A 4,647-nucleotide genomic window follows, 5' to 3' on the forward strand; every position below is an offset into this window, starting at 1 on the left:
ATGGAACTATGTAATACGTGGGTTCAAATAGTACATTTTATTTTGCGACAGTTCCTTAATTCCACACTGGCCGGATACTGGTGAAGCAGGTTCGCAAGTGTATTCCCAGCCTCCTGATATACCGTAATCCTCTGTTTCAGCTTATTCAAGACAGGCTCATTATCGAAATCAATTTTCAATGCCCATTGAGTACAAAAATACTGTACTTGGCGGGCATTTCCCACGAAAGGAGCAGACTATGGCAATATCCGTACCAGTGCCGAAAGACCTGAGTGGAATCAAGACAAAAGTAGCGTTGAACCTCACCAAAAGGCAGATTATCTGCTTTTCGGGAGCCGCCCTTGTGGGAGTGCCTTTATATTTCCTTACCAAAGGGGTATTGGGGACACAGGGGGCGGCACTTATCATGGTGGGCGCAATGCTGCCATTCTTCTTTTTGGCAATGTATGAAAAAGACGGTTTCCCGGCAGAGAAGATTTTATACTTTATGCTCCGGCAGAAGGTACTCACGCCGGGAATCAGACCGTATAAATCGGAAAACCTCTACAAGCAGTTGGAGGAGAGGGAAAAAATCAGGAGGGAGGTATGTTTCCTTGAACAAAAAGCAAAAGGCGGGGGCGGCAAAGCCAAAACCGCAGGAAAATAAGCGGATGCCGGAAAAGGCGGGGCTGACCTTACCGGAAAAGAAACGCCTTGCGGAGCTGAAACGTGTGCTTGCCGGGAACAGCAAAGAGCAGGCGAAGCCGGATACCGCACAGAAAACCATTACATTCAAAAAAATGTACCGGGACGGCATCTGTCAGGTGGCGGACAGTTATTACACGAAAATGGTGGAGTTTTACGACATTAACTATGACCTGCTGGAAGTGGAGGATCAGGCGGATATTCTGGAGGAATATAGCAAGCTGATTAACTATTTCGATCCGTCCATAAAGTTCCAGTTGTTCTTATTTAACAGGCAGGTCAGCGAGCAGGCTCTTGCGGAGCAGTTCGACATTTCCTTACAGGGGGATGCGTTTGATGATATTCGTGATGAGTACACGCAGATGTTAAAGCACCAGTCGGCAAAGGGCAACAATGGCATCATCAAGTCAAAATATCTGATTTTCGGCATGGAAAGCGCCGGGTACAGGGAAGCAAAAAGTAAGTTAAGCAATATCGAGAAGGACGTGGTACACAATTTAAACAATATCGGCACAAATGCCAGAGGTCTTGACGGGAAGGAAAGGCTGCGTATCCTGCATGAGTATTTCAATCAGGGTACAATGGAGCCTTTCCGTTTTTCATTTAAGGAGCTGTCGGAATCCGGGAAGTCGGTTAAGGACTATATCGCCCCGCCGGGGTTTGACTTCCGCTATCCGAGCCGCTTTAAGTCCGGCAGCATTTACGGGAGCGTGTCTTACCTTGACATGATTGCGCCGAAGTTTACGGACGAGATGGTTAAGAAGCTGCTGGACATTGATGACAACCTCACCCTTACCATGCATGTGGAGACGTGCGTCCTTTTGGGTAGGAAATAGTAACACTGCTGAAACAGTCTATGCGTATGTGGATTATGAGCCAAAAGATAATGAATATCTGAAGGATGTCAAAGGTTGTGCAACCTATACGGAAATTAAAGAATGGATAATGTCAGAATATGGTTTGAAGGTATCGTCTTTGTATGTGGCGCAGATAAAAGATAAGTGTGGTTTTGATAAACGTCTGAATTATAATATGGGCGAAAATAAAAGCCATGTGCCTAAATGCCCGCAGGAGAAAGAAAAAGCGATTATGGCGGCGTTTAAGCATTTTAATATGATATGAGATAATCGTTGCAGTTCAGCTTTTCGGCTGGACTGTAGCCATACTATAAACCAGTAAGGAATCATCCTTGAATATAGGATGGTTTTTTTGTATAATGAAACCAAGATAACCCGATTGTTTCCCCGCTGTAAAAGCGGGGATGAAAGGAAGAAGGAATGGAAAAAACGGATATTGCGAAATATACTATTAAAGACAGTGTTTTTACGAATTTATTTCAGGATAAAAAATACCTGATACAGTTATATAGGGCGCTACACCCGGAAGATACGGAGACTACAGAGGATGAACTGAAGGACATTACGATTAAAAATATATTGGTGGATGCGTGCTATAATGATTTGGGCTTCACAGTCGGAGATAAAATCATGATTCTGACGGAAGCACAAACCACATGGACAATGAATATCATTATACGGGCATTGATGTATCTGGTGCAGTCCTATCATGAGTACTTTGAACGCAGGAATGATAACCTTTATGGCAGTAAAAAAGTAAAGGTGCCAAAGCCAGAATTATACGTGATATTCACTGGAAAAAGGGTAAACAAGCCGGAATATGTTTCTCTCTCAGAAGAATTTTTCAATGGGGAGGAATGTGCCATTGATGTAAAGGTAAAAATGATATACGACGGGAAAGACAATGATATTATCAGCCAGTATGTCGCCTTTACAAAGGTATATGACGAACAGATAAAATTATATGGACGAACCAGGGAAGCAGTTACCAATACAATCAATATCTGTAAAGACAGGGATGTTCTGAAAGAGTATTTATTGAGCAGAGAAAAGGAGGTTGTGGACATGATGATGACATTGTTTGATGAAGAGCAGGTAATGCGCGCTTATGTGGAAAGTGAGAAAAAGGAAGCGACAGTGATTTCAGCAATTGAGATATATCAGGAGATGGGACTGCCTATTTCAGAAACTATAAAGAAAGTAGCTGGAAAATATAAACTTGAAGAAAACGATGCGGAAGCATGGGTTCGGAAATATTGGAAAAGAGAAGGGGATAACCAATAGTTTCCATACCAAGAAGAAAAGAAAGAGGTTTTGCTACTGGCTTACTATTTTTCCTCTTAACAGACGGATTGTCCGGTTTTCAGTTACAAGGCGCTTCACAGCAGACTCATAAGAACCTTTCGGGACTGTGTTTGCCTGGCATCAGGCTGTAATCGTCATACCGCTTGTGCGGCAGCTGTTGATAAGCGCCAGCCAATTTTGGCTGGAGCGGCGGGGATGCTGCATCATATGTTACCTCCATCGTATTGTATTGGGAAGACAGTAAACGGCAGCACCGATGAAACGGAGCAGAAACCGTATGATAACAAGACTTGTCCTGCGAGAATCTTCCTGATAGATACAATTATCCTATGCCCGACGGAGGATTGCAATCCGGTCTGTTATTCGTTGCTTACGGAGGATTTTATGAATATGCATGATAAAATGGCAAAGGAATTATTTGACAATAAGTCTTTAAAAGCATTATCTTATCTAATTGAACATGGAAGAGAATTAGAACTTGAATATGACAAAAAAATATGTTTCCTTAGTAAAGATAATTCGAGCGGGTTTGTATCTATATGGGTTGAAAAGAAAGAACAGTATTTTGACAGCATGGAACAATTGATAGAAAAAGCTGAAATTAATGAGGTTTCCTTTGAAGAAATTTGGGAGGAAAGTGAGTTAAATATTCTCTATTAAAACATATATGAATCAAAAAATGGCTTACGGCATTTCATCGTAGGCTTTTTTGATTCATATATTATTTTTTATGGAATCATACTTACTCTCTCTCTCAATCCTACATTCCAAAATGAGAAAGTAATAGGTAGTAATTGTGTTGCATTTTACGGCACAAATGGGATATAATAAAGAAAAAAAGAAAGGCGGAGGAAACATGGCAACACGAAGTGCAAACGTAAATGTCAGAGTAGAACCTGATGTCAAGAAACAGGCGGAAGATATACTGGAAAAACTAGGTGTATCCGCATCGGCTTTTATTAATATGACCTACAGGCAGGTAATTATGAAAAGGGGGATTCCGTTTTCGGTTGAGTTGCCTTCAGAAATCAAAACCCTTGATACCATGACTGATGCAGAGTTTGATGAAATGATGCAGACCGGACTGAAGCAGGCAAAAAAGGGAGAATCAGTTCCTTATGAAGAAGCTTTTGACCAGCTTATGGAAGGGCTTTGATAATCATGGAAAAACAGTATAACGTAAAAATTACAAAATACGCCCTGTCGCAGATGAAGGAAATAAGGGACTATATTGCGGATGAACTTCTTGCTCCGCAGGCGGCATATGATTTGTTTTTAGAAATGAAAAAAACGGCTGCTTCATTAGAGAACATGCCAGAGCGTAATCCATTGGTTGATGCTGAAAAATGGAGAAAACAGGGAGTCAGGAAAATAATGGTAAAAAACTTTATCATGTATTACTGGGCAGATGACGGACACATGACAGTCCATATAACAGCAGTTGCATATAGAAAACGAAACCAGTTATCGGAGCTTGGAAAAATGGAACTGGAATAGCGCGATATTTTTGAACTAAAAGAAGAAAAAGGTATCATGGCGGCGTTTAAGCATTTTAGTATGATATGAGGTATTCTGCCGAGCTTCAAAAAGAATGTTGATTTTCAGGTTTAGAAATGTTATATTATAGAAAAGGAGCAGCCGCCCACAAAGTGGTTAGCCTCCGCAAATAGCTATATAAGCCTACCTGCATCCGGCAAGATTACAAGGTAGGCTTTTTATTCTAAATCTCAAATAAAATGCCTTATTCTAACAGAAATATTATTCTACAACAATCCCACAAAGCCTGTAACTTTGTGGGATT

The 4,647-nt window shown here is 41.1% G+C and carries 7 protein-coding genes; all 7 read left to right on the top strand.

Annotated features, from left to right (window positions below; translation table 11 throughout):
- Window positions 1-238: 238 nt before the first annotated feature.
- Complete coding sequence (locus E5329_RS28270; RefSeq protein ID WP_120446283.1) at window positions 239-646, top strand: PrgI family protein; 408 nt, start codon at window positions 239-241, stop codon at window positions 644-646.
- Entirely contained in the window at window positions 594-1,520 is a 927-nt protein-coding gene (locus E5329_RS28275; RefSeq protein ID WP_275443853.1) for a hypothetical protein, read from the top strand. Before E5329_RS28270 ends, E5329_RS28275 begins: the two co-directional genes overlap by 53 nt.
- Before the next feature lie 28 nt (window positions 1,521-1,548).
- Window positions 1,549-1,806 (top strand): hypothetical protein, encoded by a 258-nt coding sequence (locus E5329_RS28280; protein WP_135992461.1) that lies wholly within the window; start codon window positions 1,549-1,551, stop codon window positions 1,804-1,806.
- A 155-nt stretch (window positions 1,807-1,961) separates the two neighbouring features.
- The gene (locus tag E5329_RS31350) at window positions 1,962-2,825 is read left to right on the top strand and encodes a hypothetical protein (RefSeq protein ID WP_275443854.1); all 864 of its coding nucleotides are present in this window, start codon (window positions 1,962-1,964) and stop codon (window positions 2,823-2,825) included.
- A 228-nt stretch (window positions 2,826-3,053) separates the two neighbouring features.
- Window positions 3,054-3,506 (top strand): hypothetical protein, encoded by a 453-nt coding sequence (locus E5329_RS28290; protein WP_135992462.1) that lies wholly within the window; start codon window positions 3,054-3,056, stop codon window positions 3,504-3,506.
- 196 nt (window positions 3,507-3,702) lie between these two features.
- Window positions 3,703-4,002, top strand: a complete 300-nt coding sequence (locus E5329_RS28295) for a type II toxin-antitoxin system RelB/DinJ family antitoxin (RefSeq protein WP_135992463.1) — start codon at window positions 3,703-3,705, stop codon at window positions 4,000-4,002.
- Between the two features lie 5 nt (window positions 4,003-4,007).
- The gene (locus tag E5329_RS28300) at window positions 4,008-4,343 is read left to right on the top strand and encodes a type II toxin-antitoxin system RelE/ParE family toxin (protein ID WP_135992464.1); all 336 of its coding nucleotides are present in this window, start codon (window positions 4,008-4,010) and stop codon (window positions 4,341-4,343) included.
- Window positions 4,344-4,647 lie beyond the last annotated feature (304 nt).

The organism is Petralouisia muris, from assembly GCF_004793545.1.
Classification (GTDB): Bacteria; Bacillota; Clostridia; order Lachnospirales; family Lachnospiraceae; genus Petralouisia; species Petralouisia muris.